A 4,881-nucleotide genomic window follows, 5' to 3' on the forward strand; every position below is an offset into this window, starting at 1 on the left:
CCAGCCAGGTAAAAGGTTTGGTGGATTATCGGTAATGCAAGGGGTGAGTGACAGGGCTGAAGGGGTGGTTTACACAGGTTTTACAAGCGGCAAGGGCACAAACGGGACAGATTCAGCGAGACAACCTCATGAGTATCATGGAGCGGTCAGGAGAGTTTAGAGATCTACCGGCAGAACCTGCAAAATCCACTATGATGATAGCCACCTATACATTTATCACCAGACCAACGAGCACCCTATGTCAGACATCCTGCTGTCCGTCCAGAACCACATTGCCACCATTACCCTCAACCGCCCGCCGGTGAACGCACTCTCACTCAGCATGATGACTGCATTTGTCGAAGCACTGAAGGCGGTAGATACCGATGACTCGGTACGAGTCGTGATTATCACCGGCAGCGGACGCTGCTTTTCTGCAGGGGTCGATCTCAAGGAACAGCTTGCCGCCCTCGAATCAGGGGAACCGGGCCCGGCCAGTGTTGGCGCCAGAATGTACGATGCCCTGCTTCATGGTCGCAAACCCACCATTGCAGCCATTAACGGGCCGGCACTGGGCGCGGGCCTCGGCATTGCCGCCAGTTGCTGCATTCTGGTGGCCAGCGAGAACACGCGCGTGGGCATTCCGGAAGTGGCTGTCGGGATGCTCGGCGGCGCGCGCCATGCACAACGACTGTTGGGTCATTCCACCGTCAACCGGATGTTACTGACCGGCCACCAGCTGGATGCGCAGGAGCTGTATCATCGCCGTGTTATCGAAGCCTGTCTGGCACCGGACGAACTGATGCCCTATGCCGAAAAAATTGCAGCCGAAATCGCGGCCAAAGATCCGAACGCCGTTCAGATGGCGAGGAAAAGCCTGGCGGAAGTGGAGGAAATGGGTGTTCTGGCAGGCTACTGCCAGGAGATGGAGCTGGCGACAGAGCTGGGCAAAACCGAAAACGCCCGCAATGCGATGCGGGCGTTTCTGAAACGATAGCGAACCATCACCGGGCCTGCCGTCCCTGACAGGCAACGGTGCTCTACCGGATCAGTAGAGTTCTTTCAGCGAAGCCTTGGCGAACGGCTCGACTTCGTTGAGGCGGCCTTCTTTCACTTTCACCAGCCACTCGGGATCCTGCAGCAGGGCACGGCCGACGGCGATCAGGTCGAACTCGTCGTTATTCATGCGTTCTACCAACTCGTCGATGCCGGACTGCTCAACGGCTGCTTTCTTGCTGGCAAAGGTGCCGCTGATGAAGTCTTCGGTCAGGCCAACACTGCCCACAGACATGGTGGGCAGACCGGTCAGCTTCTTGACCCAACCTGCCAGGTTCAGGTTGCTGCCTTCGAATTCCGGCTCCCAGAAGCGACGGTTGGAGGCGTGGAAGATGTCGACACCGGCCTCAACCAGCGGCTTCAGGAAAGCCTCCAGTTCTTCCGGTGTGTGGGCCAGTCTGGCTTCGTAATCCTGCATTTTCCACTGGGAGAAACGCAGCATGATGGGGAAGTCCGGGCCTACCCGCTCGCGGATGGCTTCGATTATCTCGATGGCGAAGCGCTGACGGTTCAGCATGCTGCCGCCGTATTCGTCGTCACGCTGGTTGGTGCCTTCCCAGAAGAACTGGTCGATGATGTAACCGTGGGCGCCGTGAATCTCGACGCCGTCGCAGCCAATGGCCTTGGCATCCTGAGCGGCATCGGCGAAGGCCTTGACCACGTCCTTGATGTCCTGCTTGGTCATGATATGGCAGACCACCTTGCCACCGGCCTTATTCAGACCGGAAGGCGCGTAACCTGGTACCGAAGGATCCGGCTCCATGCCTTCCTTACGCACAGCACCGACATGCCACAGCTGCGGGAAAATAGTACTGCCGGCGGCGTGCACCGCATCGACCACTTTCTTCCAGCCTGCCAGCGCTTCGGTACCGTGGAATGCCGGTACATTTTCATAGCCGTTGGCGGCGGGATGATTAACAGTGGTACCTTCGGTGATCAGCATGCCCACACCGCCTTCGGCACGGCGCTGATAGTAGGCCACGACGTTATCACCCGGCACGTTGCCCGGAGAGAAGTTACGGGTCATCGGGGCCATGGCCACGCGGTTTTTCAATTTCAGGGATTTCAGTTCGAACGGCTCAAACAGGGGGCCGAGATTCATGGTCATGTACAAACTCTCCGGGACAATCAGCGTTGGATCAGCTTCGCAGCCGGCGTAAAAACGCCAGCATGGTCAGCCAATCTGGTTTCATGACGCAACCCTATTCAATTTGGTTTCATATTGCAACCCCATTGGGTACACTCCGGGCATGGCCAGAAAACGTTTTGATGACTCAACCTGCTCCGTCGCCCGCGCCCTCAATGAAGTGGGGGACTGGTGGTCGCTGCTCATTGTGCTGCAAGCCATGTATGGCACCCGCCGCTTCGTGGACTTTCAACAGGAACTGGGTATTGCCCGCAATATCCTGGTAGACCGCCTCTGCAAACTGGTGGACAACGACGTGCTGCGCAGAGTGGACGTCGGCGAACACGGTCCCCGTCATGAATACCGGCTGACCGACAAGGGCCGCGACCTGTTCCCGGTAGTTATTGCCCTGCGCCAGTGGGGTGACAAGTGGAATCCGGCTCCGGATCACCAGCGCCTGGATTTGCGGGACCGTCGCAGCGGCCAACCGATCCGCCAGATAGCCGTCCAGGACGAGAAGGGAAATCCACTCTCGGTCCGGGACGTATTCCTGCAGAATGATCCGGAAGACGACTCGCGTTCCAGCTCGGCCTGACGATCCCAGTGACATGTCCACAAGCCTTTGTTGACGGGGGCTGACACCGATCAGCCCTTTCCGGGCGAAGCCTGAACCCGCTGTCATACTGCCCCCGGATTGATGCCGTTATACTGCCCCCGCCAGAAAAAGGAGGCAGTCTTCGGCTTCATCGTCTTTACTGAGACAATCAAAAAAAATCAGAAAACGGATGGGAGAACACTCATGATCACCCTGACAATCAATAGTCAGACCCACGAACTGGACGTGCCCGAGGATATGCCTCTGCTGTGGGCAATCCGCGACCTGGTCCAGCTGACCGGCACCAAATTCGGTTGCGGAATGGCCATGTGTGGCGCCTGTACCGTGCACCTGGACGGTGAGGCTGTCCGTTCCTGCAGCACCCCGGTCAGTGCCGCCCAGGGTAAAGCGGTGACCACCATCGAAGCCATCAATGCCGACCCCGTGGGTCAGCGAGTTCAGCAGGCCTGGCTGGACCAGGGTGTGGCCCAGTGCGGTTACTGTCAGGGTGGACAGATCATGAGTGCCACGGCCTTGCTCAAGGAAAACAGCAAGCCCAGTGACGACGACATCCGTGAAGCCATGAACGGCAACCTGTGCCGCTGCGGAACCTATAACCGTATTCGCGATGCCATTCACCAGGCCGCTGACAATGGGGAGGCAAGCGCATGAAAACCACCAGCAACCTGATGATCGCCAACGTCAGCCGCCGTTCGTTCCTGCAAGGCGTCGTTGCCAGCAGTGCCCTGGTACTGGCCGCCCGCTGGGATTTTGCCACCGCCAGCGAGGAAGAACCCAAGTACGGCGCGGAAGGCATGCCCAATGGCTGGGTCGACAACCCCAATGTGTTCATCAGCATCGATAAAGACGGCACCGTCACTTTTACCAATCACCGGGCCGAAATGGGCCAGGGTATCCGTACCAGTCTCGCTATGGTGGCTGCGGATGAACTGGGTGCCGACTGGCAACGGGTCAAGGTCACCCAGGCGCCCGGTGACGAAAAACGGTTTGGTAACCAGAACACTGATGGCTCCCGCAGCATGCGGCACTGGTACAACCCCATGCGCCGGGCTGCGGCCGCAGCCCGTACCATGCTTGAGCAGACGGCTGCGAAGCAGTGGGACGCGGATGTCAGCGACTGTGTCGCCGGCGTTCATCAGGTAGAGCACACGCCCACCGGCCGCACCCTGGGCTTTGGCGAACTGGCCATGGCAGCACGGGATATGGCCGTTCCGGACCGGAACAGCCTGGTACTCAAATCCTCTGACCAGCACCGTTACATCGGCAAGGACAGCGGGCCGTCCCAGGGTGTGAAGACCGCAGATATCCAGCGCCCCAAGGCCATTGATGGCGAAGACATTGTGACCGGCAAAGCGATTTACGGCGCCGATGTGATTCTCGACAACATGCTGTATGCGGTGATCGCGCGACCGCCGGTTTACGGCGCAGCGGTGGCCAGCGTTGACGACAGTGCGGCCCTCAAAGTTCCCGGTGTCGAGAAAGTGATTTCGCTGCCAGCCGCCAGCCAGCCATCAGCCTTCGCCCCGCTTGGTGGCGTTGCCGTGGTGGCAACCAATACCTGGGCCGCCCTGGAAGGGCGCCGTGCCCTGAAGATCGAATGGAATCTGGAGCCTGCCGGCGACAACGCCAACTATGAGTCCGACAGCTATCGCAAGTCTCTGGAAGAAGCATCCCGGTCAGCGGGCAAAGTGATCCGCAGCAGTGGTGATATCGAACAGGCCTTCCGGGATGCCGATAAGCAGATCGACGCCACCTATTACATGCCCCATATGGCCCAGTCGCCCATGGAGCCGCCGGTGGCCGTGGTAAGGGTCGCTGATGGCAAGGTCGAAGCCTGGGCACCGGTCCAGCACCCACAACTGACCCGGGATGCCCTGGCCGGCATGCTGGAGCTGGATGCGGAGAACGTCACCGTCAACGTCACCCTGCTGGGCGGCGGTTTTGGTCGCAAATCCAAGCCGGATTTCGTGCTGGAAGCCGGCGCCCTGGCCGCCCAGATGGATGGTCGCCCGGTACGGGTGCAGTGGAGCCGTGAGGACGACCTGCACCATTCGTTCTTCCACTCGGTCTCCGTGGACCGGCTGGAAGGCGCTCTCGACAAGGA

5 protein-coding genes are annotated in these 4,881 nt (G+C 59.5%); 4 read left to right on the forward strand and 1 reads right to left on the reverse strand.

Features of this window, described 5'->3' with window-relative positions:
- Positions 1-238 precede the first annotated feature (238 nt).
- On the forward strand, positions 239-976 hold the full coding sequence (locus AAC035_RS18660) for an enoyl-CoA hydratase-related protein (RefSeq protein WP_339806611.1): 738 nt from the start codon (positions 239-241) through the stop codon (positions 974-976).
- Between the two features lie 51 nt (positions 977-1,027).
- Here the strand turns inward: AAC035_RS18660 and AAC035_RS18665 are convergent, their stop codons facing one another.
- Positions 1,028-2,143: an NADH:flavin oxidoreductase gene (locus tag AAC035_RS18665; RefSeq protein ID WP_339806612.1), complete on the reverse strand. Its 1,116-nt coding sequence runs from the start codon at positions 2,141-2,143 to the stop codon at positions 1,028-1,030.
- Between the two features lie 142 nt (positions 2,144-2,285).
- Between AAC035_RS18665 and AAC035_RS18670 the strand changes: the two genes are divergently transcribed.
- From AAC035_RS18670 to AAC035_RS18680, 3 genes are all read left to right on the forward strand, one after another.
- Positions 2,286-2,756, forward strand: coding sequence for a helix-turn-helix domain-containing protein (locus AAC035_RS18670; protein ID WP_339806613.1), 471 nt, complete (start codon positions 2,286-2,288; stop codon positions 2,754-2,756).
- A 204-nt stretch (positions 2,757-2,960) separates the two neighbouring features.
- Positions 2,961-3,428, forward strand: a complete 468-nt coding sequence (locus AAC035_RS18675) for a (2Fe-2S)-binding protein (RefSeq protein WP_339806614.1) — start codon at positions 2,961-2,963, stop codon at positions 3,426-3,428.
- Positions 3,425-4,881: molybdopterin cofactor-binding domain-containing protein (locus AAC035_RS18680; protein WP_339806615.1), on the forward strand; the 1,457-nt coding region annotated here is incomplete at its 3' end. The genes AAC035_RS18675 and AAC035_RS18680, both read left to right, overlap by 4 nt.

Origin of the sequence: uncultured Marinobacter sp. (assembly GCF_963974375.1) — a bacterium.
Taxonomy (GTDB): Bacteria; Pseudomonadota; Gammaproteobacteria; order Pseudomonadales; family Oleiphilaceae; genus Marinobacter.